This window comes from Peribacillus sp. SRI_006 (genome assembly GCF_057586375.1).
The window spans coordinates 1-26386 of record NZ_JBYCZT010000030.1 but is presented as its reverse complement, the minus strand read 5'-3'; the positions used below and the strand labels follow the sequence as shown (position 1 = coordinate 26386).

The following is a 26386-nucleotide window of genomic DNA, read 5'->3' as shown; positions in this document are numbered from 1 at the left end:
CTCTCCGAAGAAATGTTTGACTTGCTCATTTGCTTTTTTGATAGTGTATGCTCACTAAAAATTTAACGTTGGCGCTTTGTTTTGTTCAGTTTTCAAAGAGCAATTTGTTGAGCAATTTGTTGTAGGTTTTTTCAACTAATTCATCTTAACATAACGTTGAATAGTTGTCAACTTCTACGAAGTATTTCTTTTGTAAAAATCGCTCATTAATTAGGCGACTTCATTATCATACTGTTATTTTTCTTTAGTGTCAACATTTAATCCATAAAATAAGAATTTCTAATAACACTTTCCTTTTGAAACCATCTTTTTAATGAATACAACAAAACCACGTACGTGTTTCATCTTTAAATTAATCAAAAGGGATGCACTAAACTGAAGATTTTATCAAAACATGCCCTTATGCTATTTAATTGGATTATTCTTTTTATAAAAAAGATTGATCATTTTAATGTTCCTTAATCAACTAACGCACCCGTTAGTTCAACAAGGATTAAAGTTTTTATGAAACCCTTTCAACTTAGAGAAAATATCCATGCTGCTATTACTAATATAAAAAGAATTATAGCAACAATCATCATTTCTAAATTAGTCTCTTTATTATTTGTTTCTTTTCTCATTTTCTTTCTATACTCATGCCGAATTTTATATGTATCTCTTTTATTTTTTTTGCGTTTATCCATATTTGCACCCACCTATTTGTTCCGTTTATTCGGACGGTGTTAAAAATAAATATTAATGAACTAACGCACCTGTTAGTTCATTATGACTTATCGCAGAGTGACACAAACTGTGCAGCAAACAACGGGCACTGATATCTCCATTCATTTTCGCTTATTGATTATTTTGTAGGCGTAAAAGTAAAATTCATTGAAGACTGTTTAGACGCATTTTTTTATGTATTACTTTACAAAAGGAATTTATGTTAAAAAATTCTAAAAAAGGGTAAACACAACTTTATACATTAGAGGAGGTTATATTGCTGTGAAATTTTATAAACATATCCTTGTCCCCTTTTTAAGTGTACTTCTCTGCTTCATAGGTTTTTGTATTTATAGCTATACCATAAAAAATACAAGTTTTTTCACACAAGAAGCTATATTTGTTGCAATTGGTGCCTTTATTTTCTCAATACCACTTTCATATTTAACGGAGTATCAAAATAAGAAAAATAAAAATAAGTTTAATAGTTAAGTGTTTCTAATTTGTTTCCTTTATTTAATTTTGTTAGAAAAAGTTATTGCTTCACAGTTCGATTACACTGTGCTTGTAGAACTATCCTGCCCCGATAGTTCATTAAGGGTAGTTTTTCACTTTAATGCGAATGTACGATAATGCTAAGAATCGTATTTTCAAAAGGCCGCCAATTGGCGGCCTTTGAAGTTTAAACTAACTCTAAGATTTCTTTGAAATTATTCACTACAAAATCAGCTTGTTTTAATTCATCTTCTTGAGCAAAGTCAAAGTTCACACCAACGGAAATAAGGTCATTATCCTTAGCAGCAGTTATATCTGAGGAACGATCTCCGACAACGTAACCTTTTCCAATTTGATTTTTACTTTTCACCATTTGCACTAAATCAGATTTATGCCCAGATTTAATCAGTTGGATACTATATGTATTTTGAATAAATCTATCCAAATTATAAGTTTCTACAATTGCTTGTAAATATTCTATTTGTCCATTGCTTGCAATAAATAATGGATACTTTTTACTTAACTCATTTAATGTTCTCTCCACATCAGCATATAATGCACCTTTTTTTTCTTGGATTAGTTCAATAAGCTTTTTATGAAAAATCTCATTGCTCTTTACTCGTATTTCTGGTGAGTGGTTTGGGCAAAGTGTTTCCCATACAACTGGTAGAGGGACACCCATAATGCCCCTATATTGTTCAATCGGTGTTTTTGTATCCCATAAATGTTCTTTTCGTAGTACATCAAATGTTTCTTCTAGGGCAGGTTCTAAAATTAAATTTGTTTGAAATAAGGTTCCATCCATATCAAAAATAATCGCTTTACTCATTGAAAAATCCCCCTCCCTCTATCTCTCAGTAAAACATAATATAATTTATAAAAAGCGCTGTCTTAAAGACAGCTCCTATCTTCAGCTAACGCACCCGTTAGTTCAATAAGCCTCATTAAATCACTTTCACTAAACTAATTTGTACATAAGAATATCATCCACATATTCATTATCATTCATTTTAAATTCTTTAATTTTACGACCTTCTTCAATGAACCCCATCTTTTTGTACAAAGATATTGCCCTATGATTTGTTGAGAAAACTGCTAAACTTACCTTTTCAATAAAAGGATTTTTCTCTGTCCAGTCTAATAAAGCTTTTAGTAGCATTCTTCCAATTCCCAGTTCTCTGTAACTTTTACTTATCATCATTCCAAATGAACCTGTATGAGACAATCGTTTTCTATTTTGGTTAATTTGAAATACTATCCAACCAACAACTTCACCATCTTTTTCAGCAACAATTAATGTTTCTTTTTCATTCTCTAATATACTCTGTACCCATTCTCTTTGTTGAGATGAAGTTTTATTAAACTCTTCGGGATACGCGATTAAAAACTCGCCTTCGGAAACAACTGATTTCTGTATGTCTAAAATTGCCTCGGCATCTTCAAGTTTTCCAGTACGAACAATATAACTAACAATATCTTTTGAGATTGACAATTATATCTCCCCTTATAAAATATTTTTTCAACATTGGTATATTCTGTGATTCCAACTAATTTTCCTTCTTCAACTAATTTGCCCCGTTAGTTAATTAAGGGTACTTTTTCACTTTTATTTGAATGTATAATTATTGTAAGAGTCTTACATTAAGAAGGGCCGCCAATTGGCAGCCTTGTTATGGCGCTAACGCCCGTTTGTTGAATTAAATATAAAGTTATTTAATCTTTTTTACCTTGATTGACCATAATTAATTCATCAAGCTTCTCATTTCTATCTCGGTCTAATTTTGTTTTTTCATTCATGAACTTAATTACCTTAATTACAAAATAAATGGAAAAACCAGTAATTACTAAACAAAAAATAATAGGTAAAAAAGCTACAAGAGCAAATAATCCATCTCCACTATTAATCATTTCAAACCTCCAATACTATTAAATATATTAATATTATACATTTTCTCTTTCCCCCAAGGTTTGGACGAACCTTAATAAATAACCGTCTGGGTCCATAATTAAAAATTCTTTTTGTCCCTTTAATTTATTATCTGCCCTATACCAATTCTCCTGAATTTCTATCTTAATCGGATACTCATGCATTCTTAGACTCTTATATATTTCGTTAATATCACTTACCGTTATTTGAAAGTTAATTCCCCTCCCAAAAGGATATGTTAACTCCGCAGTCTGCCAATAGCCATTTATCTCTTCAATCATAATTTGACAGTCATTTAGTGATAGCATAGCGAACTTATCTTCTGGACGTTGATACTCTAACTTAAACGAGAGAATGTTTAAATAAAAATTAAGACTTTTATTTATATCTGAAACTGATAACTCTGGTACTAATGAATTTAGTCTAAACATCATATCTATCTCCATTTCCAATGTTGTAAGCACCCTCTATTCTATATCATTCCTTATTGAACTTTCCTGCCCCGATAGTTCCATAAAGAAAAAGCTGCCTTAAAGACAGCTCTGATCTTCGGCTAACGCACCTAATAAGGTTGTTTAAATTTGTGTGGCAATAGCTAATAATCGCCCCCTAATCAAGTTTAGCGAAAGCCACTAGGGTCCCTTTATCACAAGATTGAAAACCGTTCTTTTCGTAGAAGTGACGTACATCAGGTGCTTCTTCTGTTAAAAGGACTTTTTGACGTACATCCTTATATTTTTCAAGAACATGCTGCATCATAAGTGTTGCAATGCCTTGATTTTGATATGCATTTAAAACTAAAATATCTTGAACATAGACAATTGTCAGTCCATCTCCAACGATCCGAGTTAAACCAATTAATTTCCTGTGTTCCCATGCTGATACAACATTTAAAGATTGAATTAAAGCTTGTTGTAATTGATTTAAATCTTTCGTATATGCATACCACTCAACATCATCATAAAGGCTTTTTAAGTCATCTTGCTCTATGTGTTTTTGTTCTATAATAATAATGGACATTATATTTCCCTCCTCAAAATTTTATTTTGAAGAGTATAAACGTAATTTCACCACTGTCTTATACCTCCTTTTGCCTTTTTGAATAAAATAACGAAATATTCCTTCTTTTTATTATACAAGAAATAAAATAGGTGGTATTAACTTCCATCATGTAATTTTTAAACAATTTACATATTAGTCCTCATTTTCTTAATGAACTAACCTGCCCCTTTAGTTCAGTAAGAAAAAAGGTTGCCGCAGCAACCTTCCTTATTGATATTAAGCACCTGTTAGTTCAAAACATATTCCATTCCATTTTGGGCAAAGTAACTGTAACTAAAACAAGGAGGTAGTCATGGTTAAGAAAATGATACTTGCTATATGTACATTATTTCTTTTGAACATAGTCGCACCAACTCTAGAGGCAAAAGCTTTAACCTTTGGTGAATTGCCAACTAAACAAACATCGAAACAATGGTCGGTTCAAGTAGGCCAAGCTGAAAAAGTTAAGGGGGTAGCAGAATCCAAAAAGGGAGAATATCATACTTACTCTTTAGAGGTTGATAACATTGGTAAGGATATATTAACTGCGGAAATTTACATGTATAGAAATGAACCTAATTCTACGACGAAGTTTGCACTTTTTGGTTGTCCTCCTGATCATCCTTGTAGAAAACTAGATACTGATGAACAGGCGGTTGCTTTAGCAAAACAAATGAATGATGGGTATCCTTATCGATTTAGCAATTTCCTTTTGGCTGAAAAAGCAACGGAATTGGAAGTTGAAATCGTTTGGACTAAAAAAGGTAGCGAAGGCAGACCTTTAAAAGAAACATTTACATTCACTGCTGAATAACAAGAAAAACAAAAAGACCGAACTATTTCGGTCTTTTTGTTGAACTAACGCACCCGTTAGTTCATTTAAGATTCGTGCAATTATAAATTTTTCTTCATAACTATCCTATGTTCATTTATTACATAATCATTTTTTCGATAAAATGCTTCTGCAAGCCCGCCGTTAGCAGTTAATAAATAAAGACTTTTAATATCTCTCTTCTGTAGTTCATCCTCTAAAGAATGCAGTATTTTTGAGCCATAACCTTTACCTTGTATTTCATTATTTACACAAAGCTCTGCCAAATAAAAAGTTAAACCTTGATAAGACACTTTACTATTTCCAGCAATAAAACCAACTAGATTGTTATCAATATGAAATAAAAAACCAAGAAATTTAGGAGTATGTAATAAGTCAGTAAGTCTCTCTTTAGCAGTTTCGTATGTCCAACTTTCATTCCATGGCTCACTATTAAAAACATTCATGTAAAGTTCGATACATTGCTCTAAATTCTCCGATGTAATGGGTAACATTTCTGTCATAATCATGCTTCCTTTCTGTTTTTATTAAAATTTAATATTTTAATCTAAATTATATCTTATCTTTTTTCAACCTGCCCCTTTAGTTCATTAAGAGTAGTTTTTCACTTGAATATGAATGTATGATTTGTAAAAGGCCGCCAATTGGCGGCCTTCTTATGGCGCTAACGCCTGTATAGTAATGAGTATTTAGGAACTTTTTTCATTATGATTATTTTTTCTTAATTCTTCTTGGTACAGATTTACTATTGAGAATAAAAGGCCACATATAAAAAACGCTAAAGTGAAGGGTGAAACTCCAGTAAGGTGTAGGCTAATAAATGTGGATGAAAAAGTGAACAAGAGCCACTTTAAAGAACTTTTAGTTAATTTCTTTTTCATTATCCATTTACCTCTTTGGCTTTATTTTCTTTCCAATAGACGTCTGAAAACACTTCAGAAAATGCATCAATACTTCTATCTAATTCGTCAAAGCTATTATCTACGCCACCTACTTCAATTAAAATAGCCTTTTCAGAGATATCTTGGTTATAAACCCCGTTCCCCATACTATTAGGTTTAAGGAATATCCCCCGACTTATACCTGGATATCTTTTTTCAAGCTCTGTATTTAATTTTTTTACAAACTGTAGGTTTTTTTCATATTTTTCATTTCCTTTTCCGACTACAAAAAATAGCTTCGCGTATTCCTGTCCATTTAGAGTTTTGGTTGTTATGTCTTTACGTGAGGAATCACGATGAATGTCTATATAATACTCTAATTTTCCATTTTTATTTGCATTGGCTTCAATTATAGCTTCAGACATACTATAAGATTTAGTTGATTTCCATTGTCTCTTATTCAATTCTTCAGTCATGTTAGTTTGGTCATGTTCGGTTCCTATACCTTTCTCATTCAATTTATTACTTAAACGGCTTCCCAGAGCGACAACATTAACTCTATTGTCGTTACTTATTGCATCGTCTGGAACTTTAGCTTCTTTTAGCAGAGGTAGGAAGGATTCCCAACTATGAGTTTGATAAATAAATACTGTTTTATTTTGAATTTCAGGATTATTTTTTGCTGAATCATCTTCATGCCCTTTATTTTGTAGTTCCTCTTCTACTACCTCTCTTTCTTTTAATAAAACATCTGAAGGTGGTGAAGATTCTAAAGGTAATGTAGTAAGATTAGTCCCTTCACCTGCAACTGCAATTTCATAATCGTAAGCTGCTAGTCCAGGTAGTTCACTTCCTAAAAAGGTTCTAATATCATCAGGTCTTATATTTACACCTAACTCCATTAGATACATTGAAACGTTTCCTAATGTTAACAGATCTTCACTGGTATCTTGAAAAAAATAATGATTTTCTGTACGCATCATTTGAGCAAATAATTGTTCTGATTTCACTTCTTTTAAAGAGTCTTGAATAAATTTATATTGATAGCTTATGTTTAAACTAATTATGATTCCGGTAATAACGAATGATAATATAACCAGTATCGTTGAACTGGTTATTATTAAAAATGCAAACCTATTAGATTTTTTCATAGAATACCTCCATGTTTCATTTATATGCTAGAGGTTAGAAAAATATCTTTAAAAGGTTTCCACATCTTGATTAAGTGTTTTTCATGAATTCGAGTGAGTGATAATATAAAGAATCGCACGTTCAAAAGGCCCCCAATTGGCGGCCTTCTTATATCGCTAACGCACCCGTTAGTTCATTAAGGATTATTGTAGGGTTGACTAATAATCTGTGGTAATTTATTTTAATGAATTTGAAATTTCTACCAATATTTCTGATGTTACTTTATTAGAAATTCTCTTATCAACACTTAACATATATTGCCATCCATCTTTTTCGAAAATTAAAAGGTTTACCACTCCAGAAGCCTTGCTACTATATATGGAAGTATTACCATCATTTAATTTAAAAGTTTGGTCAATATTATCTTTTTTAAATTTAATTTTATTTTCAACAGGTCTAACCCGAATTGCATAGTGGTTTTCAGATAGGTCTTTATTAAAGTATTCTGCCTCAAAGCCATCATTGATATTACCTTCAAGGTTATTAAACCTGCCGTAATTATGAGTGAACGGTACTGGAGGTAATTGAATAGGCAAAGAAATAGTATGATTAAAATGCTTATTACTATCTTGTAAAGCTTGATGTACTGAAGTGTAACCAATTTCAGAAAGCGACTTTTCAAACTCTTTACTGTCATTACTTGCGTAAGTTGTTCCAGTGAATGTGAAGTAAAAAGGAATACATAGGACAAATAATCTTAATAACCTCATAACAATCACGCCCTTTCTTATTATTAAATAAGATGCCCTGAAGCATTGAAGATATGAGTTATTAAGAGTGTTTATCTTTAATACAGCACAGTATGAGTACTATGCTTGTTGACCTATCCTGCCCCGTTAGTGCCATAAGAAAAAGCTGCCTTAAAGGCAGCTCCGATTTTCAGCTAACGCACCCGTTAGTTCATTAAGGATGTACTCGAATTAAGGTGTGATAGAGGGTCGTTGAGGATTACACAGTCGATAATCACATTAATTACCTTCTGCTAAGTAATAAGGTGTTTCGTAACCTTGGCAACCAATGATAGAGTATTTGTTTCCTTCAACTAAAATTTTCTCGCATCCAAATGTGTTAATTTCTCCACTACCGTACTCATCTCTAGTGGTATCCTCAGTAATTTCAAGCTGCTCTCCGTTATATGTTAAATCAGTTAGTATTGAGTCTCCTTCCTTTGTGTAAGCAACAACACGAATACTATCCTTTTCCCTGTTTCTGTATTCTTGATAATTTCTTTTAACCTAGTTTCGTTTTTAATATCACCATTATTTCTATTCACAATATCAGTATCAGAAGGAACAAATTTTTTTGAATCAGTCTCTAAATTGGCACAACCAACTATAAGCAAAAACCTTAAAGACAGCTCCGATCTTCAGCTAAAGCACCCGTTAGTTGAAAATTTCTAACTGGAAGAGATGTTATATATCATTGTCCAAGATGTTCCTGATGAATCACATTGTTCAAATCCAAGTTTCTTATAAAGTCGTACAGCCTGAGTGTTTTTAGGGTCAACGCTCAAAGATAGTGATGTATAACCATCTCTAGAAGCTGTTTCAAATAACTTTTCCATAAGCAGGTTACCTATTCCCTTACCTCTTACTTTATTAATTACAGCTATACCCAGTTCAGGAGTCTTATCATCAACATATCCATAACCTTTTTGATTTTCTGCAAATAGGCGATACCATGCAGCACCAACAGGAAAATTATCCTCAAAAGCAATTATTGCTCTATCACCTTTTCGTCCCCATCCCTCACTATATTTTTTGATATGTGGTAAATTTAACAGTTCTTTTTTAGGTGGCTTATTTTCAAGAATATGAATAGCTTCATACATCATATCCGTTAAAAAATCTAAATCATGCTCACTTTGTTCCAAACTTTTTACAAGTATCAAAATTACTCACCCCATTTGTTACTAATTCGACATGGAAAATTTATTACCTGTTCTTCAACTAACCTGCCCCTTTATTTCCATAAGAAAAAGCTGCCTTAAAGCAGCTCCGATCTTCAGCTAACGCACCCGTTAGTTTAAGTAGAAATCTTCACAATATTTATTAACATAAATATCATCCATTTTCCTTTAAATTAGAAGTTATTTGTATGTAAATGGTTTTAGTACTTATAATAATAGGGTATTAATGATTTGGCATTATACAAAAAGGAGATTAAAATTATGGATTCGTCACTTGATATATATAAATTAATGAAATTCATCGAAGAAAATAACGAGGATTTTGATGATTCATTATTAAACGAAGCATCTAATGTGAAAGACAAAATTGAAGAAATATTAATGGTCGGTAATATTGACCTGGTAAATAATGCCCGTAAGCTGGTTCGATACATTGTAGAGGGTGAAGAAGAAGAGCTTCAATCATTTGCTAAACAAGAAGGTATAGCTTGGGCGACACACGAAATACCATTAATTTTCAAATTAGAGTGGGTGCAAGCCATTCGAAGAACTCTGTGGAAGTTCCTACAAGGATATAACAAGGTAACGAATCACGTTATAAATGAAGATTTTTTTTCGGTAGAAAAAGAAATAAATAATCAAGTAGACAGGTTTTTAAATGTTTTTTTTATCACATATTCTCAATACAAAGATTCATTGATAATGGCTCAAAGAGAATTGGTCGAAAATCTTTCTGTGCCAATAATCCCAATAACACCCACTATATGTATTTTGCCTTTAATTGGTGCGGTTGATCTTTACCGAACGAATATTCTAGAGGGAAAGGTTTTAACAGAGATTGGAAAATTACGTATTCACACATTGATTATGGACTTATCTGGAATTATGGAAATGGATACTGAGGTAATCGATCATTTAATGAAGATTATTGACGGCACTTCATTAATGGGATGTACCACTGTGATTACCGGGTTAAGAGCTGAAGTGGCGAGCAATATGATACGCAAAGGAATACTATTAAATGAAAAAGCACAAACATTAGGAACTTTACAACAAGCGTTGAATAAATACTTAATAAAGTAAATACAGTGAATCTTAGAGGAGGGTCGCTTTGCCGACTCTTTTTCCTTTTTCAATATATTCTGACCAACTGTCTACATATTTATTCTGCCTAGCAGTTATATCTTTGTATAAAAAATATAGTTAGGTATTTAATTCAACACCAATCAATTCGTTTTCTTCTTCAACTAAACTGCCCCGTTAGTTCTATAAGATAAATGTAGAGTTAACACAAATTTTGCAATAAGTTAGAGGGATGAAATAAAAAAAGACCTTATTCAGGTCCCAAAGATTGCGATCGATTTAAGAATTCTCTAATTTCATCAATAGATATACCTAACTCTCGGGCATATAATATCAATTCTACCCATTCCTTATCTAAGCCTTTTTCGATAAATAAAGAATTTGACATGTTCACTCTCCTGATTTTAGATGTTCCTATCTCCTGATTGGATTTACCTGGAACTATTGCCCTGATATTAACATTACATATCTTCCCTCTTCTATTTCTTGAAAACCACGTTTAAACATACAATAAAAATATTAAGTGATAAATAATAATATAATAACTCAAGAAAAATAAGATAAGATAAATTATAGTAGTTAATAATTAACGAAGGTAGTCTCTAACTTAAAATCGTTTATTTTTGAAGATCATAGCTTTCATTGTTGTAGCTTTTTCCTATGCAACTAAAGGACATTTACTTCAATAACAGGGTTGCTGCGGCATCCTTTTTTTATGGAACTATCCTGCCCCTTTAGTGGCATAAGAAAAAGCTGCCTTAAAGACAGCTCCGATCTTCAGCTAACGCACCTGTTAGTCCTACTAGAGGGAAAAATCCACTTACATCACTATACAGCTAATTTTGTAAATAAAAAGAGCATTAACCCTTTTGGTCAACACTCTAAAATCGATTTAACATACATTAATAACTATTACATGAAACTATTCGACTATGCCAAGCGTAAATTTTAATATCAATCTTCATTATCTTCTTCTTGATATAAATCGTGTTCACCAATATAAATAGGGCCGTTTGCATAATCAATTCTAATAGGCCATTCATACGGAACGGATAAACGGCTTGCTACACCTCTCCAAAATTTACTCGAATCGGTTTCAAAATCTTGAAACTCTTTTAATAGTTCTTTATATGACGAACCGTCGAATTGTATATTCATTTCCTGCAACCTCATGAAAGCCATATGTCTAATTTCAAGCTCTGCTGCCTTTTCCATTTCTTCTTCAGTTGCCTCTTCGATAATGGTTCCTGGCGGAGGTAAAATAGCGTAGATATTATCTACTTCTTCTACCGTTTCTTGTGCGGGGATCGATTTATTTCGAATCCGATTAAGCATAAAGTCAACTCCTAATGGTTGTTTTCATCTATTATATATAAGTCTATCGAGCTGCGTAAACTAAATACTATTCATGTTGAACTAAACCAGCTAATAGGATGTCAATATCTTTCTCTAATATTTTCATTTCCCTTATGATATACTATTTTTGGCCATGCCAAATAACCCTCCAAAACCCTTTTGGAAGGATTTTTCTCTGTTTCACAAAACCGTTAATTAGGCTAAATCTAGGAACGTTTCTTTTCTGCTTAATAAAGCGTAAATCCATTGAAGCAACTTATTCATACAGGCAACGATTGACACTTTCGCGTCCCAACCAGCCTCAAACATGTTTCTACAAGTAGGGGGCGGACAGTTTAGTTCACGGAATCAAGTCCCACGCACCCGTACGTCCTACCCTGGCTACTGATATAATAGATTCTATTAAAAAAAGGTCAACCAGTAAAAACTGGCTAACCTTATAATACGAACGCACCCGTTAGCTTAATAATTTCTATTCAGTTCAGAAGTAATAATAAATAATAAAATCTCACTCAATCACCTCATAATACTAACCAGAACTTATCCAGCATTTAATAGAGGAGCTATTATTATTGATAAACCTAAACTTATTAAGAATGTTATAAGCCAATCTCTTTTTTTCATCAGTTTAAAAAGTACATTCAGAACCGAACTAATACATATACAAACTAAAAATACGACTAAAACCATAATAAGTTCCAAGTAATCCCCCCAACAATAAGTTTTACTTTATATTTTAACATAAAAACCCAAGTCCTTTATGGAACTATCCTGCCCGATAGTTTATTAAGAACAAAATAAAAAGGACTCTTGGTCCCTTAAAAATACTTTCTATACAAGTCTCTCCGCATTGCACCACTTAGATATGCATAAATTTTTGTGGTTTCACTTTTTTCATGACCCATTAAATTTTGAATCACTTCTAGAGGCGCTCCATTATTCAATAAATTTGTGGCATAACTATGTCTAAGCTGGTGGGGATGAATGCTCTTTTTAATGTCCGTTCTCTTTGCCACCAGTTTTATAATGTTTCTCGCTTGAGAAATACTCATTCGATGGGGTGCGCGTGTTGTCACAAATAGTGCTTCCTCATTATCTTTTCGCTCACTTAAATATCGCTTCAACCATATTTCACAACGAGTATTGAAATATACTTCTCGTTCTTTACGCCCTTTACCTAAAACGATTGCTGATTGATTAGAGAAATTAATTGAGGCCCTATCTAGAGTTATTGCTTCACCAATTCTGCATCCTGTTGAATACATAAACTCAAATAAAGCATTTTCAAATGTTGTATGACAAGCTTCCCGCAAATGTTCAATTTCCTCTTCAGACAAGTATTTTGGTACCCTTAATTCTAATTTTGGTTCCTTGATTTTGGAAGCAGGATTTCCATTAATTAAATTTTCATCCTGAGCCCATCTTAATAAAGATTTAATAAATCGGATTCTGTGACCCAGACTCGATGGCTTAAGCTTTTCAGCTGCTTTTCCCAGATAAACTTTAAGAGAATTAGTTGAAAGTTCTTGAATGGATATATTTCCAAAACTATTCAACAACAAGTTAAATTGTACGTAATAGGCCTTTAATGTTTGTTGAGAATAACCTTGGATTTGCTTATCTGCCTTATATAAACCCCATACATCAGTTAAGATCATACCAATTTCTCTCCAATCTATACCTTATTAATAGACAGTATAGTCAAAAGAATAACTATTATACTAGATTAGTAGAGTTTTCATTAAACAGTAACACCATTAGTTAAAAAATAAAAAGCTGCCTTAAGACAGCTCCGATCTTCAGCTAACGCACGCGTTAGTGCCATAAGAAAAACGTTACCTCAGCAGGTTGAAATCATTTTCACAAAAATAAACGGGACTATATACCAATTCAGAAAATTCAAATGAAATCATTAGATAGCCACCCTTATCGCCAGTTGCCGTTCAAGTTTTCTTTTTACTCGCTGGAGAGCATTATCAATGGACTTTACATGCGTGTTTAGTTCTTCAGAAATTTCTACATATGATTGTCCATCCATATATAAGGTCAACACACTTCTTTCCAAATCACTAAGCAATTCTGCTATTTTAAGTTCTATATCATTAGCTTTTTCTTGGTTAATGAACAATGCTTCCGGATTCGTTATTTTTTCTCCGGATATCCTATCCATAAGCGTATAGTTTGATTCTTCATCATAAAGAGGCTTATCCAGAGAAACATACGAGTTTAGAGGTACTTGCTTTTGACGAGTAGCCGTTTTGATCGCGGTTATAATCTGTCTAGTGATACAAAGTTCAGCAAAAGTTTTAAAAGAGGCCACCTTGTCCTCTCTAAAGTCACGAATAGCTTTATATAGACCAATCATTCCCTCTTGAACAAGATCTTCTTTATCTGCACCAACTAAAAAATATGGTCTTGTCTTCGCGCGAACAAATTTCTGATATTTATTAATTAAAAAAGCCAATGACTCGCTATCTCCACTATGAACCATCTTTACTAAAACTTTATCTTCTAATTTAGCATAATTTTCAATCGGCTGTACTCCGATGTTTACACTCACTCATATCCCTCCGCCAAATTGAGTTATGATGCTTTTTAATAAACTGATATATTGTGAAACTAGCGCTTGTTTAATCCACTTTAATATCTCTTGATCTTTTCTAAAATTATAAAGGACAACAAATGAAAACGCTGTCGAAATATGTAACAATTAAAAATGCTATAAATCTAAGATAAAGATTGATAAGCATTTTGTTAAGATTCTTTTCTGCTAAAGGATGGCTTTATGGATGGTTGAAAAAGATGGGAAACTTTTTGACCACCCCCCAAATTATATTCGATCATATGAAGCGAACCACGAAAGAATGGAAATCCTGTAAAAGGACAATAAAGTTATTTAATTTTAAAACCTAAAACAAGCATAACCCCGTTCTAAATTTAAGACGGGGTTAAAATATAGTTGTTTAATTTTGGATCTAAGATACTTCACTGTAATCAAAAATATTAAAATAAAGTCATTTAAAAATCTAAGGTTTATTCAATATAGCGCCCAATTGTTGAAGATCATTAATCAACTAACGCACTCGTTAGTTCATTAAGAAAAAGCACCTGTTAGTTGAATGCTTCATATTCTTGCTTAGTTTCTTAAATATACGACACTGTCACTTCTTTCTATTTGAAAATTTAAATCATCCTTACTATTAAGTATATAACCAGCATCTTTGTAATTCTCAGATTCAAAAGATATACCATATCCATTATTCTCAGGATAACCATATAAATAGCAGACCACTTTTCCATCGTTCAAAAATACAATCTGATTCATTCCTTCATTTACAGTTTCGCTAATAGTATCCCATTTATAACCTACCGTTTCATATATATCATCTTTCGGGGTATATGGTCCAAAGGAATATACTACATCCCAGTTAAACGGTGTTACATCTAATAAATTTATTGTTTCAACGGAATGTCCAATTGATAACACTTCTTCTTTTAACAACTCTTCGTTTACATCCCATAATTCCTTCTTTAATAGATTTATAACGATAGCTATACATATTATACCGAAAGCAATAATCACTACTGTCTTTTTAGATTTCATAACTGACCACCTTGAACAGCAACCTTCCTAACGAAATTACCCACTTAATTATAACAATAATTTCCAAAATAAGTGTGAATTCTTAATGAACTAAACTGCCCCGATAGTTCCATAAGAAATAGCTGCCTTAAAGACAGATCCGATCTTCAGCTAAAGCACCCGTTAGTTTGAATAAGAGATTGTGGCATAACTGACTTCCTATTGCTGAACGCCAGTTTTGAAAAATGCCTTTTTTACGTAGAATGTATAAGCCAAAACAATAATTGACCAAATAAAATTACCGATAAATGGTTGTTGAGATTGATTTGATATCAAAGAAGAGCTTATGAATCCAAAAAACACTGAATAGAGTACAATTAACCAAAATCCCCATATTTTTAGTCTTATATATCCATAAACCATTCCCATTGAGAAGATAGCAACTATTACCCTCAAAAGTCGTTCATGCACATTTGGGATACCAAACCTTTCAGCTATACCAATGGAATTATCATCAACATTATTAAAAAAAGCAGTAGATAATAAAATAATTGCACCAAAGATATAAAAATAACTAATTAATGAAACGCCTAAAGGTCTCTTCATTTTACGCCTCCTTTTAAACACATCTTGCTAATAATTTATGGAACTAACCTGCCCCGTTTGTTCCATAAGAAAAAGAGCTGCTGATCAGCTCCTGATAATAAGGTAAAGAACCCGTTAGTTGCTTAAGACAATAAACATATTAATCTCCAAATAAAAGAGACATTTATAAATTATTCAATATAGTTATAAAGCATCCATGTTGGATATTATGTTGAATGTCTCCATATTCTTTTACTAAATGAGTAAAGATTTCATCAAGTATTTCATTTCGCTGATTTTCTGTAAATCCTGAAAGCCAAGATAGAGAACCAACTCTTCCGCACCAGTCTTCATTTGTAAAAGATACTGTGTAATTGAGCTTATATGTTTCCTTTAGGTCAAACTTGTGTTCCTGCCATTCCTTAAACCACTCAACTGGAAATCCATTGATAAAATGTTTGGATTCAGCTTTAGCACCAGCCGGTTTTAACTCTCCGTTTGGCATATGTGCTTTAATAATTTGAAGTGTATCATCTATAACTTTACTTTTTGATATAAACCCTGAATCTATAACTATCAATATACCCTTTTCCACCAAAATTCTTTTAATCTCATCTAGGGTTTTTTCTCGATTAAACCAGTGCCAAGCCCTTAAAACGGTTACATAATCAAACAAACCATTATCTAAGGTTGTAGATTCAGCGTATGTATTTATATACTCAATTATATTACCTTCATTCGCATCAATTACTTTCGCTTGTTCAATTAATTCGTTCTACTCCTACAACGACTGCACCATCATTATGTAAAGCTCGACTTAATACACCCGTCCCAGAACCCAAATCTACTACTTTTTTATTGCTAAAATCTATTCCTCTGAGTCTTAAACTTTCCAATAACTCAACAGGTAAGTCATTTCTATATTGAGCATAATTTTTTGCCACATTTCCAAAATTCACTTTCATTCATATCCCTCCAATCACCATTTACAAATTAATACAAATTATAACACATTATGTATATGACCTTGTGCAACTAACCTGCCCCGTTAGTGCCATAAGAAAAAGGCTGCCGCAGCAACCCCTGTTAATGAACTAAAGCACCCGATAGTTTAAGTGAATCACTTCACAAGATAAATTTTTTTATACATATTATTATTTTCTTTTAAGCGAATTGATATTGAAAATTACTTCATATCTTTTACAAATCCAATATATATATATGTTCTCCATCATCTGAAGAAAGAAAAGTAAATTTAAGTTTTTTAAGTAAGTTGATTGACGCAAGATTTTCAGGTGAAACGCCCGCATTTATTCTGGTACAACCTTTTTGCTTGAGCCAGGCTATAATTGCGACAAGTACTTCATATGCATAGCCTTGCTTAGCGTGAAAAGGACTTATAGTGTATCCAATCGAAAACGTGTAATTTTCCCTTTTTAAATAAATATCACCAATCAATCGATTAGTTGTATTGTTGATTATAGCAAGTTGAACACCTTTTAAAAAAGAGGGTTCGCTAAGTAATTCTTTAGCATACATTTGCTTGGTCAATCCTTTGAAACCTTGAAATTGCATCCAGTTTTCATCATTTCTATATTGTATAAAATCGTCAAGATCTTCTTTTTCAAATCGACGTACAGTACATCGATCAGTCTTTATCTCCATAAAACTTACCGCCTTTTTCTGCTTATTTCCTTTCAACAATCCTGCCCCTTTAGTTCTACAAGCACTATGTATTTTACACCGATAAATTCATTATAAACTGTTCACCAATTGGACCAATTTTTCTCTTACCAGTATCTTGAAAACCCACTTTCAAATACAGTTGCTGGGCAGGAAGATTTTTATGATTTACAACTAAAACGATTTCATCACAGTTAGGAAATTCAGATTTAACAAAATCACTTAGCAAGAGCATACCTTGTTTAGCATAACCTTTTCCTTGCTTCGCATGATTAACAGATAATGCAGTTAACAACATAGCTTTCGAATTATCTGAATACTCCTTTACTCGTTCAGTTGAATGTAATAAAAAGAAAACTACAGGTTCATTCTCACTTAAAATAACAATCCGATGTTGCCCTTCTGTCGCCTCTAAAATCTTATTTGGTAATGCAGTGAACTGCACTTGTTCTTCAGGTAGTTCAAAAGAATTTAATACATCTAAATATTCATTCGAAAAATGTTTTAACTCAACGTAATCAACTTTTTCCATAACCTTATTCCCCCTCAATTTATTTACAGACTATCATCATCCGAACATGCATTTGTGAATTATTGTTAGTTAATTAGCCTGCCCCTTTAGTTGCATAAAGAAAAAGCCGCCTTATAGACAGCTCCGATCTTCAGCTAACGCACCCGTTAGTTCATTAAGAAACCCTGTATGGAAACAAAGAAAACAAATAATGAGACAACAACACACCCCAAAAATCCTCCTATTCTATCTTTTTGAAGTTCGGTTAATCCAGTCGCTAACATAAGTGCACCCACGAACAACATAGAATATGGCATCAACTCAAAACTACCAGTAATTAGCTGATTGGCTGATAAAGCAAGAACAATTATTGCTAAGATAATTCTAACTATCTTCAAGAATATATTTCCCCCTAAAAATTATGTTGGTACAATTTTTATTTAATCATACCATTTAACACCTTTTCATTTGTGTGGAAAATGGAATTCCTTATTCAACTAACCTGCCCCTTTAGTTCTATAAGATAAATGTAGAGTTGACACAAATTTTGCAATAAGTTAGAGGGATGAAATAAAAAAAGACCTTATTCAGGTCCCAAAGATTGCGATCGATTTAAGAATTCTCTAATTTCATCAATAGATATACCTAACTCTCGGGCATATAATATCAATTCTACCCATTCCTTATCTAAGCCTTTTTCGATAAATAAAGAATTTGACATGTTCACTCTCCTGATTTTAGATGTTCCAATCTCCCGATAGGATTTACCTGGAACTATTGCCCTACATTACATATCTTCCCTCTTCTATTTCTTGAAAACCACGTTTACACATACAATAAAAATATTAAGTGATAAGTAATATATAATAACTCAAGAAAAATAAGATAAATTATAGTAATTAATAATTAACGAAGGTAGTCTCTAACTTAAAATATAGAGTGAACTTTTTTGCAACAAATAGGGTTCATATTTATTCTATATTTCAATCTACATTAAACAACATAAACCGACATCATTAAACACAATATAAGAATTAGCCATTTCCTGATAACATAACTAAGTCATACAAGTAATTAACAACTTTACCCATTCTCCAAGCTATTACTGCTGATCCAATTGCAATTACAGCTAAACTAACAACTTTTATTAACTCTAATTTGCCTTTATCCACCTATATCTCTCCTCAACCTGTACATTTAAAGTATATATTCTTCAATGATAATAAATAAGCCTTGTGCAACTAACCTGCCCCATTAGCACAATAAGAAAAAGCCGTCTCATGACGGCTCTGACTCCAGAGAACGAACCTGTAAGGAAGATGGATAACAATATATCACGGAATATAGTTGATATCCTATTCAAGCACTTACGAAGCGTACTGCTTGCTGTAAAGTTCCAAATATCTGTATTAGGGATAAATCGGCTCCGAGCTGAACAACACTTTGGGCAATTTCGGGTCTTATTCCCGTTACAATAGAACGAACACCAAGCAAACCAAGTACGGCACTAGTTTCAAACAGACATTGGATTACCATTGCATCAAGTTCATAGATGCCTGAAAAATCGCTAATCAAAGTATGGACACTCTGTTCCTGTATTTTTAAAGGCACATGTTCTAAAATATAATTCGCTCTTTCAGAATTGATAGAACCTACTAGGGGTAACACAGCGACCCCTTCCAATATAGGGACGACTGGAGCTGATAGTGTGTTAATTTCTTTGGACACTTTTTCGAGTGATCTTTCGATTTCTTTACGCTTTGTTATATCTCTGACGACAGATTGAATCGCTTTTTTATCCTCATACAAAACAGGAGTACAGTTTGTTTCTACATCAACTAGTGAACCATCAAACCGTCTTAATTGTTTTTCGATAGTTCCAGTTGGTTTATTTTCATCAAGGATCGATTTTGTGTGCTTTACTGTCAGCTCTCTATACGCCTCGGGTACGATATCGAATACAGATTTACCTATAACTTCCTCACTGGAAGCTGCCCGTAAAAAGTCTACTCCTGAAGGGTTTATATACTTGAATTCCCCATCTTGTTGAATAATAATTGCCTCCGTGGTCGATTCCACGATTTGACGATACAATTTTTCATCCATATTATTTCCCATGAAAGTCCACTACTCCTTACTAAAAGCTATAAGTTTTCAACTAAAAACATTATACAATAAGTGAATAATTATTGTATTTTACGCCCATATCTGTGCTTATTAGTTTCCCCAAGCTATTATTGCTGAACTAATTTGCAATTACAGCTAAACTCACAACTTTTATTAACTCTAATTTGCCTTTATCCACCTATATTTCTCCTCAACCTGTACTATTTATGATATATATTCTTCAACGATAATAAATAATCCTTGTGCAACTAACCTGCCCGATAGTTCCATAAGAAAAAGCTGTCTTAAAGACAGCTCCAATACCTTCAGCTAACGCACCAGGTTAGCTTTTTAAAAAATAAGCATGCTAGTTTACATTAGTATGGTGTTAAGAAATGTTTAATTTATTTGCTGCTTATCTTTACTATAGACAATGATTTTATATTCATCATCTTTTATGGTCTTTTTAACCTCTTCCGATTCTAAAAAGTCCCTAATTGTATTTTCAATTTTAGATCCAAGTTGTTTACTATCCGGATTAGAAGAAGATATAGTGGTTTTAATATATAAGGTCATCGGCTGAGGATGCGCTGAAAAAGAAAAACCGTTTACCTGATATTCTTTTTTGCTATACAGCCCATCAATAATTGTACTTATGACTCTGCCCCACCTATTCTCCTGCTCTCTTATTTTTAAGTTAATTTTGTTGAATTTTAATGTATATTTCTGATCCGTTTCTTTCGTTATTACATTTTGAACCAGTTCTTTTATTTTTTCAGCATCTTTTTCAGTAGTAGGTATCCCAATATTAATCATTAAATCACCTGAATTATTCAGTGTACCTACTTGGGTAGTAACATCATGATAATTATGCTTTTTCAATTCTTGATCCAAAGCTCTTTGAACTTTTGAAGCTTCTTCATATTGCTTTATTGTTTCTGGACTTGGTTTTTCTTCATCCACGACCTTGTTTTTAATTACCTTGATTGTATAACCGTCATATTCTCTCGACCTTAATACCTCCAAGGCAGTTTCTTCTACATCTTTACGTACATCCTGAAAATATTGCTCTGACCCATCTACTCTTATTTCTATTTTGTTATCTCCATTAGTACCTATTCTAGTTTTATAACCCTCGTTCTCTAATCTTTCTTGTATCGATGTAAAAATATCTTTTGAATGTAACACTTTATTTAAATAAGGGATTTTTGACATAACCTCTGCCATTGCAGGGGAGATAAAAGCTGAGCCAATAAATAAACTAAATAATATGATCAACGCGATACCAGAGTATGTTAACTTCCTGATCCAACTTAATTTGATAGGGTGCTTATTTCTCTCTTGGAATTCCAAATTTTCAATATCAGTTAAGATTCGGTTTTTCAGTTCTTGTTTTTGTTTTGTTTTCCACATGAGATCGGAATTTAATTTCTTTAAGGAACTATCCAAATCAGTATCTTCATATTGCTTTTTCATCCAAATACCCCTCCTTTATTAATTGTTTTTTCAATGCTGGAATAGCTCTAAAAAGAGTCGATTTAACTTTACTCTCAGACCAGCCTAAGATCTTTGCCGTATCCTCAATAGAAAAACCTTTGATTTTTCTTAAAACGATCACCTTTCGATATGTATCTTTGATTTCCCCTAACGCTTTATATAGTTCAAATGATTCCTCTTTTATTTGAATCATTTCTTCAGGCAATGAGTTATTGTCCTTTTGCAAAAGGAACACTTCTTTAAAGAAACTGCTGGGTTTGCGTTTTCTTAAAAAATCAACCGTTAAATTGTGAGCGATACTGAATAGCCATGTTCTTTCACTGGAATGCTGATTAAATGAATTATGATATAAGTACGCTTTTACAAAGGTATCGTGGGTCAAATCCTCTGCCTGTTGATAATCCTTAACCATCAATAAAATAAAGCTTAAAATGGATTTACTATGTTGGTCATACCAATCTGCAATTTCTTCTTTTCTGTACTCCGACAAGTTACCAAACCCTCCTTTTCTTGAATGTTCAATACTTAGACGTATTAGCTAAATAAAAGTTGTGTTTTTGCATTAAAAAAATCTCTAAAATTAGAGATTTTTTCGTTCTTTTAAAGAACTGACTATTATATCAGTTGTCTTAGAAATAAGGTAACCATGATGCTCCAAGCTCATTTTTTCCTCCTTAAAATAAGTTCCTCGTTAGACCTAATATTAGTATGCCTTTTGGAACTATCCTGCCCCTATAGTTCCATAAAGAAAGTCTAGGCTTCCCCATCCCAAGAATAAAGAAGTAGATTAATAAGTGTTAGCATATATATAATTCTAAGGTTATTCAAAGACAGATGGTGATCTAGCCAATGGACTTTATTCAAATAATTTCAGAAGTAATCCTAATGAGATCTACTTCCTATTCCAAGCTAAAAATAGCAATAGAAAATCTAAGTTCTGAAGAATGGTTTAGGGAGCTATATGGAGATGTACGGTACTCTAAGGTTATTTGGCATAATAAAAACATTAAAAAATTTCTTACTATTCCTGAAAATGTTGAAAAGATAAAAAAGGATGAGAAAAAGGCACAAGAATTTATCGAACTAGTGAAGAGTTGTATAAGTAATAAATAAATCAAATAAATGTCACTATGCAACTATCCTGCCCCTATAGTTGCATAAGAAAAGAGCTGCCTTAAAGACAGCTCTGATCTTCAGCTAACGCACCCGTTAGTTCCATAAGAAAAGTTGCCTTAAAGGCAGCTCCGTTCCTCAGCTAACGCACTTGTTAGCTCAATAGTTATTTCTCCCAAAGCTCGATCAGTCGACCTTCAGGATCTTCTATCCAAATAAACTTTCCAAATTCACTAATCTCTTCTTTCTTTGCAAGGGGCACACCAATCTGTTCAAGATGCTTAATAGTCTCATTTAGATTATGTACTTGGAAATTTAACATCACTTGTTGTTCTGTTGGAAAATAACTGTCTTCATCGGTAAAGAAAGAAAAGATGGTCTCATTTCCTGATTGGGGCTTTATCACAGTCCCGTTCCAATTATCTATTTCAAGCTTCAACACTTCACTGTACCATTTTTTCACAACTTCAAGATTTTTAGTTCTCCAAAATATTCCTCCGAAACCTTTGATCATCGTATCTAGCTCCTATTTGTCATCAAAATTTTTATCTATCTGATTATTATATATTCGAGATTTAAATTCAAGTTCCTTTTTCAACTATACTGCCCCGTTAGTTCAACAAGGGTACGGAAAGGGAAAACACTATTCCCATTCATAATCAGTCACCAGCTCAACCTTTTCCGGCATTATTTTTTGAAGAGAGTCTATTGTTGAAAAGTTTTCATCATTTGAGAATGCGGCTATATAATCGCCATCATGTCCTACCCAAAACATAGTGGAACTCTCAGTTAAAGTTGCTATCAGGGTATTGGTTATCCATTTTAGTTTAATAATTCTTGTTCGGTTTTTTTTAGTTCTTTTTACGGGATAAGGTGACTCATGTTCCCTTTCCTCTAGACTGAAGACATCCTGTTTTAAGGACCATAATGATAAGTTCAACATGCTCCCATTCCCGTGCAAATAAGGATAATATTGTTTGAATTGCTGTGGGTTGCGGATAATTGCCTTTACAAAGAACGAGTCTTTGCTACTCCCCTTCATATAATTGAACTCTATATTTTGCATCTTAAACAGCTCTTCGTACTCTTCTAGTTGAAAATCATAGATTTCCGCAAGTGAATAAATAGGGTAATAATTTGGAATCTCCAGCCAATTGCAAAAGAATTCTTCATGGGCATCTGTATAATCCCCATCAATATAACAAGAAAACTCTACGATATATTTGAAATCACCGGTTATCTCAAAAGGATAAGTGGCTTTTAGGCCAGGTTCAGTTATTATTTTTTCTGGAGGGAAGTAGCTTATTTCTACCTTCATGTTATTCGCCTCTCTTAAAAGGTTCGGATAGTTACATTTTTATTATATACCACGTGAAAATGTTGTTTTCACTGGCTTATTAGAGTTATCAGCTTTTTGAACTAAAAGCTACCTTAAAGACAGCTCCGATCTTCAGCTAACGCACCCTTTAGTTTAATAAGAAAAGACTATGTTAAAGTTCTCGGGTGTTTTTGAATTATTGTAGTGATTGGATTTGGAATATTAATTATTCTAGGGAATATAAATGATTAATTTACTATGATACTATTTACTATAGTTTGTTTACCAGTTGAGGAGGGAAAGAATGAATCGGAACTTCCGTAATACCATATTCTATTTACTGATCTTTTTGGTCATCATTGGAATTGTAATCATCTTTAATAATAACAATGAATCAACAGAGAAAATGACCCAAGATGAGTTCTATAATCATTTGGAGAGTGGGGACATTATATCACTAACGATGCAGCCCGAAAGCAGTGAATTTAATATCATTTGGAAGCTTAAGGGGGATGATGAAAACAAGAACTTTGTGACGCACGTGCCATTCAGTGAATATTCACAGAGTCGAATTAATGATGCCGTAACTAAATTAGGTAAAGGCATCATCACTGTTGAACCTCCAGAAAAGACAAGTGGCTGGGTGACATTTTTCACTTCCATTATTCCATTTGTAATCATTTTCATCCTGTTTTTCTTTATTTTTCTGTTTGTAGCTGTAAGAAAAAAATGGAAGGGATGAAAATACATATACATAAAAAAAGTAAACTCGCTTTCCATATGGACTTTGCGAGTTTTTTTACATTGTTTTTGTGAGTCAACCTTTATCTAGCCTAATAAAAGAAAAGGATGGCTTATTAAAGTAACGCACCCGTTAGTTTAAGTACATCTTTTCACATTCCAAAATATTGACTTCTATCATTTCTCTTCACAATCACTAAATAAATAAAAATGCTTACAATCATTAGACAAAAGGTAACATTTTGTGCAATACCAAGAATGTCACTCCAGTTACTTGTACCATATACAAACAACTGCAAGATTAATCCTACAAGTAAACTCAGTAATGCAAATGGTGTTTTTTTTACTAAGTATCCAACAGCCCCACCCAGGATACCACCAATGGTTGACGCCCCATACCAGTTCACATATGAAATCGCCTGTTCTTTAAATGATATCGTTACTGTTACTGGTATATCCGTATAAAAATGTCCAATCACGAAATAAAACGTAATTGCAGTGATTGTATAAATGGCCCCAAGTAATGCAGCCTTCTTAATGTTCCTCGCAAATATATAGCCAACAAGCATTGCTACAATAAACCACATTGGTAAAGAATTAATCATTACCGCTAAATACGCAATGACGAATTCAAGAACTGTTACACCGTCAACTAAAAATGATAAATTATCAGAAATAACTGAAAAAATTGCAACAATTAAACCAACCATTAATGTAAAGGTAACAAACTTCCAATGCACTCTATATTCTTGGTTCTCCTTCAAAAAAGCACCTCCCTATTCATCCAAACAACTCCTATTATTCCTCTGACATCCGGTGTATGTACTAAGTAGTTCATACACCTCATAGATGTACTATACTCATAATACACATAACGTGTCAATATGGTTTAGAACAAATTCTTGTTTAAATAGTTGCACTTTTAGTATGCAAATCCACTATCCTGCCCCGTTAGTTCATTAAGAAAAGCGATTCTGGAATAAGAATCGTTTAATATTCAAAATTGAAAATTACGGTAAATCTATTGTCTGCTAAATTTTCGTGTATCTCCTAGCGAAACAACTTTTTGATGGTCAACAATGATTCCGCCAGTATCCGTGATAGCATATACTGTATCTGTTTTTTCATTCAACACCTTGTTTATATAACACTTCTGAATTTCATTACCTTCATAATGCACTTCAATATCAAAGTTCTTAATCAAGTTCAGCCCCTCATTATACGAAAATATTTGATAATCTTCATCTGGAGTAATATGATATTCGGCTATGAATCATCGCCCCAGCACTGCTACCGATTATCACACCTGAAAAATTTCTAATCTCTTCAATTAAATAGAATTCTTTTAATCGCTCCATCGATTTTTCTGGGAAACCACCTGTAAAAAATATGATATTACTTTTTCTGATTTTCCCTTTTGCTTCTTCCTTTGTATCTTTAAAATAGTTAATCCAATTTATATTTTCTTCTCGAACTCCAAAATCCATAAATGGAGTAAAAATACTTTTATAAAATTTCCCCTTATCTCTGCTATAAGCATTTTCCCAATCTTGACAATCACTTATCTTATTGTCAAAGGAAAATGGAATTATTAAAATCTTATCATTAGAATTTATGTATTTTGCCACTGTATCTTTTGCCCAGCCTTCGTGAAAGTTATATTGACTGAATAGCATATTTATCATTGGTATTCCCCCATCTTCAAAACCAACTTAATTAAACTTCTCTTTTTTAATCGTAAGTATGTCAAATTCCTATAATTTTTACAATGTATTTGTTATACAATATGGCCCAATTGTTGAACAAAGATCAAACAGCACTCTTGAACTAAA

General features: G+C 32.7%; 35 protein-coding genes and 1 pseudogene. 4 read left to right on the top strand and 32 right to left on the bottom strand.

Going from position 1 to position 26386, the window contains the following annotated elements; genetic code table 11:
• Positions 1–515: 515 nt before the first annotated feature.
• From AC2YHV_RS27055 to AC2YHV_RS27030, 6 genes are all read right to left on the bottom strand, one after another.
• Entirely contained in the window at positions 516–683 is a 168-nt protein-coding gene (locus AC2YHV_RS27055; protein ID WP_487374547.1) for a hypothetical protein, read from the bottom strand.
• Between the two features lie 701 nt (positions 684–1384).
• Positions 1385–2026: an HAD hydrolase-like protein gene (locus AC2YHV_RS27050; protein WP_487374546.1), complete on the bottom strand. Its 642-nt coding sequence runs from the start codon at positions 2024–2026 to the stop codon at positions 1385–1387.
• A 129-nt stretch (positions 2027–2155) separates the two neighbouring features.
• Complete coding sequence (locus AC2YHV_RS27045) at positions 2156–2689, bottom strand: N-acetyltransferase family protein (RefSeq protein WP_487374545.1); 534 nt, start codon at positions 2687–2689, stop codon at positions 2156–2158.
• 221 nt (positions 2690–2910) lie between these two features.
• Positions 2911–3105, bottom strand: a complete 195-nt coding sequence (locus AC2YHV_RS27040) for a hypothetical protein (RefSeq protein WP_487374544.1) — start codon at positions 3103–3105, stop codon at positions 2911–2913.
• Positions 3106–3138: 33 nt separating this feature from the next.
• Positions 3139–3570 carry a bleomycin resistance protein gene (locus AC2YHV_RS27035; protein WP_487374549.1) on the bottom strand — a complete coding sequence of 144 codons (432 nt, stop codon included), beginning with the start codon at positions 3568–3570 and terminating at the stop codon, positions 3139–3141.
• A 163-nt stretch (positions 3571–3733) separates the two neighbouring features.
• Positions 3734–4144, bottom strand: a complete 411-nt coding sequence (locus tag AC2YHV_RS27030) for a GNAT family N-acetyltransferase (protein ID WP_487374543.1) — start codon at positions 4142–4144, stop codon at positions 3734–3736.
• Between the two features lie 334 nt (positions 4145–4478).
• On the opposite strand from AC2YHV_RS27030, the gene AC2YHV_RS27025 reads away from it, so the two are divergent.
• Positions 4479–4979 (top strand): hypothetical protein, encoded by a 501-nt coding sequence (locus tag AC2YHV_RS27025; protein ID WP_487374542.1) that lies wholly within the window; start codon positions 4479–4481, stop codon positions 4977–4979.
• An 80-nt stretch (positions 4980–5059) separates the two neighbouring features.
• On the opposite strand, the gene AC2YHV_RS27020 is transcribed toward AC2YHV_RS27025, so the two are convergent.
• From AC2YHV_RS27020 to AC2YHV_RS27000, 5 genes and pseudogenes are all read right to left on the bottom strand, one after another.
• Positions 5060–5500, bottom strand: coding sequence for a GNAT family N-acetyltransferase (locus tag AC2YHV_RS27020; RefSeq protein ID WP_487374541.1), 441 nt, complete (start codon positions 5498–5500; stop codon positions 5060–5062).
• 377 nt (positions 5501–5877) lie between these two features.
• Positions 5878–7029, bottom strand: a complete 1152-nt coding sequence (spoIIP, locus tag AC2YHV_RS27015) for a stage II sporulation protein P (protein WP_487374540.1) — start codon at positions 7027–7029, stop codon at positions 5878–5880.
• A gap of 216 nt (positions 7030–7245) precedes the next feature.
• Positions 7246–7779, bottom strand: coding sequence for a hypothetical protein (locus AC2YHV_RS27010; protein ID WP_487374539.1), 534 nt, complete (start codon positions 7777–7779; stop codon positions 7246–7248).
• 258 nt (positions 7780–8037) lie between these two features.
• A pseudogene (locus AC2YHV_RS27005) lies at positions 8038–8262 on the bottom strand (DUF4362 domain-containing protein); the annotation flags it as partial.
• 203 nt (positions 8263–8465) lie between these two features.
• Positions 8466–8960: an N-acetyltransferase family protein gene (locus tag AC2YHV_RS27000; protein ID WP_487374538.1), complete on the bottom strand. Its 495-nt coding sequence runs from the start codon at positions 8958–8960 to the stop codon at positions 8466–8468.
• A 279-nt stretch (positions 8961–9239) separates the two neighbouring features.
• Between AC2YHV_RS27000 and AC2YHV_RS26995 the strand changes: the two genes are divergently transcribed.
• Positions 9240–10061, top strand: coding sequence for an STAS domain-containing protein (locus AC2YHV_RS26995; RefSeq protein ID WP_487374537.1), 822 nt, complete (start codon positions 9240–9242; stop codon positions 10059–10061).
• A gap of 250 nt (positions 10062–10311) precedes the next feature.
• Here AC2YHV_RS26995 and AC2YHV_RS26990 read toward each other — a convergent pair whose 3' ends face one another.
• From AC2YHV_RS26990 to AC2YHV_RS26915, 16 genes are all read right to left on the bottom strand, one after another.
• Entirely contained in the window at positions 10312–10449 is a 138-nt protein-coding gene (locus tag AC2YHV_RS26990) for an anti-repressor SinI family protein (RefSeq protein ID WP_084785968.1), read from the bottom strand.
• A 566-nt stretch (positions 10450–11015) separates the two neighbouring features.
• Positions 11016–11396 carry a hypothetical protein gene (locus AC2YHV_RS26985; protein WP_487374536.1) on the bottom strand — a complete coding sequence of 127 codons (381 nt, stop codon included), beginning with the start codon at positions 11394–11396 and terminating at the stop codon, positions 11016–11018.
• An 839-nt stretch (positions 11397–12235) separates the two neighbouring features.
• On the bottom strand, positions 12236–13075 hold the full coding sequence (locus tag AC2YHV_RS26980; RefSeq protein WP_487374535.1) for a tyrosine-type recombinase/integrase: 840 nt from the start codon (positions 13073–13075) through the stop codon (positions 12236–12238).
• 254 nt (positions 13076–13329) lie between these two features.
• Positions 13330–13977 (bottom strand): RNA polymerase sporulation sigma factor SigH, encoded by a 648-nt coding sequence (sigH, locus tag AC2YHV_RS26975; protein ID WP_487374534.1) that lies wholly within the window; start codon positions 13975–13977, stop codon positions 13330–13332.
• A gap of 576 nt (positions 13978–14553) precedes the next feature.
• A complete protein-coding gene (locus tag AC2YHV_RS26970) occupies positions 14554–15021 on the bottom strand; it encodes a hypothetical protein (RefSeq protein ID WP_487374533.1) in 468 nt (155 codons plus the stop codon).
• 198 nt (positions 15022–15219) lie between these two features.
• Positions 15220–15606, bottom strand: a complete 387-nt coding sequence (locus AC2YHV_RS26965) for a hypothetical protein (RefSeq protein ID WP_487374532.1) — start codon at positions 15604–15606, stop codon at positions 15220–15222.
• A 163-nt stretch (positions 15607–15769) separates the two neighbouring features.
• Positions 15770–16300: a class I SAM-dependent methyltransferase gene (locus AC2YHV_RS26960; RefSeq protein WP_487374548.1), complete on the bottom strand. Its 531-nt coding sequence runs from the start codon at positions 16298–16300 to the stop codon at positions 15770–15772.
• A gap of 46 nt (positions 16301–16346) precedes the next feature.
• A complete protein-coding gene (locus tag AC2YHV_RS26955) occupies positions 16347–16550 on the bottom strand; it encodes a hypothetical protein (protein WP_487374531.1) in 204 nt (67 codons plus the stop codon).
• A gap of 235 nt (positions 16551–16785) precedes the next feature.
• On the bottom strand, positions 16786–17286 hold the full coding sequence (locus AC2YHV_RS26950) for a GNAT family N-acetyltransferase (protein WP_487374530.1): 501 nt from the start codon (positions 17284–17286) through the stop codon (positions 16786–16788).
• 37 nt (positions 17287–17323) lie between these two features.
• A complete protein-coding gene (locus AC2YHV_RS26945; protein WP_487374529.1) occupies positions 17324–17800 on the bottom strand; it encodes a GNAT family N-acetyltransferase in 477 nt (158 codons plus the stop codon).
• Positions 17801–17946: 146 nt separating this feature from the next.
• Positions 17947–18177, bottom strand: coding sequence for a DUF3953 domain-containing protein (locus AC2YHV_RS26940; protein ID WP_487374528.1), 231 nt, complete (start codon positions 18175–18177; stop codon positions 17947–17949).
• 185 nt (positions 18178–18362) lie between these two features.
• Positions 18363–18500, bottom strand: a complete 138-nt coding sequence (locus AC2YHV_RS26935; protein ID WP_084785968.1) for an anti-repressor SinI family protein — start codon at positions 18498–18500, stop codon at positions 18363–18365.
• A 313-nt stretch (positions 18501–18813) separates the two neighbouring features.
• Complete coding sequence (locus AC2YHV_RS26930; RefSeq protein ID WP_487374527.1) at positions 18814–18951, bottom strand: hypothetical protein; 138 nt, start codon at positions 18949–18951, stop codon at positions 18814–18816.
• A 187-nt stretch (positions 18952–19138) separates the two neighbouring features.
• Positions 19139–19897 carry a PAS domain S-box protein gene (locus tag AC2YHV_RS26925; protein ID WP_487374526.1) on the bottom strand — a complete coding sequence of 253 codons (759 nt, stop codon included), beginning with the start codon at positions 19895–19897 and terminating at the stop codon, positions 19139–19141.
• Between the two features lie 387 nt (positions 19898–20284).
• Entirely contained in the window at positions 20285–21361 is a 1077-nt protein-coding gene (locus AC2YHV_RS26920; protein WP_487374525.1) for a DUF4030 domain-containing protein, read from the bottom strand.
• Positions 21345–21872 (bottom strand): RNA polymerase sigma factor, encoded by a 528-nt coding sequence (locus tag AC2YHV_RS26915; RefSeq protein WP_487374524.1) that lies wholly within the window; start codon positions 21870–21872, stop codon positions 21345–21347. Before AC2YHV_RS26915 ends, AC2YHV_RS26920 begins: the two co-directional genes overlap by 17 nt.
• Positions 21873–22231: 359 nt before the next feature.
• On the opposite strand from AC2YHV_RS26915, the gene AC2YHV_RS26910 reads away from it, so the two are divergent.
• Positions 22232–22495 (top strand): hypothetical protein, encoded by a 264-nt coding sequence (locus AC2YHV_RS26910; protein WP_487374523.1) that lies wholly within the window; start codon positions 22232–22234, stop codon positions 22493–22495.
• A 166-nt stretch (positions 22496–22661) separates the two neighbouring features.
• On the opposite strand, the gene AC2YHV_RS26905 is transcribed toward AC2YHV_RS26910, so the two are convergent.
• Both AC2YHV_RS26905 and AC2YHV_RS26900 read right to left on the bottom strand, forming a co-directional pair.
• On the bottom strand, positions 22662–23009 hold the full coding sequence (locus AC2YHV_RS26905; RefSeq protein ID WP_387547845.1) for a VOC family protein: 348 nt from the start codon (positions 23007–23009) through the stop codon (positions 22662–22664).
• Between the two features lie 129 nt (positions 23010–23138).
• On the bottom strand, positions 23139–23813 hold the full coding sequence (locus AC2YHV_RS26900; protein ID WP_487374522.1) for a hypothetical protein: 675 nt from the start codon (positions 23811–23813) through the stop codon (positions 23139–23141).
• A 304-nt stretch (positions 23814–24117) separates the two neighbouring features.
• Between AC2YHV_RS26900 and AC2YHV_RS26895 the strand changes: the two genes are divergently transcribed.
• Positions 24118–24555 carry an ATP-dependent metallopeptidase FtsH/Yme1/Tma family protein gene (locus tag AC2YHV_RS26895; protein ID WP_487374521.1) on the top strand — a complete coding sequence of 146 codons (438 nt, stop codon included), beginning with the start codon at positions 24118–24120 and terminating at the stop codon, positions 24553–24555.
• Between the two features lie 151 nt (positions 24556–24706).
• Here AC2YHV_RS26895 and AC2YHV_RS26890 read toward each other — a convergent pair whose 3' ends face one another.
• The 3 genes from AC2YHV_RS26890 to AC2YHV_RS26880 form a co-directional block, all read right to left on the bottom strand.
• Positions 24707–25318: a hypothetical protein gene (locus tag AC2YHV_RS26890; protein WP_487374520.1), complete on the bottom strand. Its 612-nt coding sequence runs from the start codon at positions 25316–25318 to the stop codon at positions 24707–24709.
• A 257-nt stretch (positions 25319–25575) separates the two neighbouring features.
• Complete coding sequence (locus AC2YHV_RS26885; protein WP_487374519.1) at positions 25576–25758, bottom strand: hypothetical protein; 183 nt, start codon at positions 25756–25758, stop codon at positions 25576–25578.
• Positions 25759–25795: 37 nt separating this feature from the next.
• Entirely contained in the window at positions 25796–26239 is a 444-nt protein-coding gene (locus AC2YHV_RS26880) for a Type 1 glutamine amidotransferase-like domain-containing protein (RefSeq protein WP_487374518.1), read from the bottom strand.
• Between the last annotated feature and the right edge of the window lie 147 nt (positions 26240–26386).